Source organism: Glaciecola sp. 33A (assembly GCF_002836745.1).
Lineage (GTDB): Bacteria > Pseudomonadota > Gammaproteobacteria > Enterobacterales > Alteromonadaceae > Glaciecola.
Map to the genome: position 1 here is coordinate 1 of NZ_PJAR01000012.1, position 1075 is coordinate 1075.

Annotated in this window: 1 protein-coding gene; it reads right to left on the bottom strand. The window is 43.9% G+C overall.

The genetic code is table 11. The annotated features are described in order from the left end of the window. Positions 1–7 precede the first annotated feature (7 nt). Positions 8–1075 (bottom strand): transposase (locus CXF81_RS00345; protein ID WP_101179115.1); only part of this gene is annotated, 1068 nt, incomplete at its 5' end.

Here is a 1075-nt window from a genome sequence, read left to right on the forward strand (position 1 = left end):
AGGCTAACTACGCCGCTAACTGTCCATAATTATTGAGTTTCTCCAGATTGTGTATTAAACAGAACAAATGCCACTGGCCTTGCACCTTATCTTTACCACGCAGGCTGAAGCGTTTGAGTTTTTTGTTGGTGCCTATGTTGCCAAACACAGGTTCAACCACAGACATGCGGTGACTGTAAATTTGTTTGCCTTTCGAACTATCAACCCTATGTTTCATCCAGTCGGTATAGGTTGGCGCTCTGGTTTCATTTAATGTGAAACTCACTTGCCTGCCGTTGCCCTTGCGGTGGTCTGCTGCCTTTGGGTTATGCATGCATTGCTGCTTTTTATCGCAGTTACGGCATTGTAATAATCGACCTTCGAAGTAAACGATTTTAATGCCTAAGTCATTCTCTCGCGCGCCCCTAAAACTAAGACTTTCGCCAGACGGACACAAACAACTGTTGGTCATTGGGTCGAAACTAAATTCACTGGCTGGAATATACGCATTGATGTCATTGTCATGAAGATACTGCATGTTCTTTTCGTTAGCGAACCCAGTATCGGCGGTGATGATAATTTGCGCTTTCAAAATGTCGTCGCTAATCGCCAGGCGTTTAAACCTGACTTGAATGCCTTCTAATATTGGCTTTAAGGTATGGTGCTCTACTCCCTCTCCAAATACCGTGGCATCTACAATAATTTGATGTTTCTTATCCACCGTTGCCACGCCGTTATAGCCTTGAATGGTGCCCTTACTGGTGGTCATTTTTCCTGACTCGTTATCCGTAATATTGCTTTTCACTTCCTGTGGACGCTTACCTTTGCCCAGTCGAGGCTCTTTTTCATTTAGGAATTTTTCTATTTTGTCGTGTGCTTTGTTCAGTGTCTCAATCGCTTGGATAGTGCGCTGTTTACGCGCCTCATCAGCCTCTTCGTTGTTGTCTAATTTCTCATGCTCGTTCATGTGATAACTGATTTGGCGTTTAAGCTTATCGCGCTTTTCTTGTAGCTCTTTAAAGGTGCCAGACCATTCCTTGGCCGCATTAGAAGACATCTTACAACCATCAATCGCAAACAACTCATTACCCAGCAA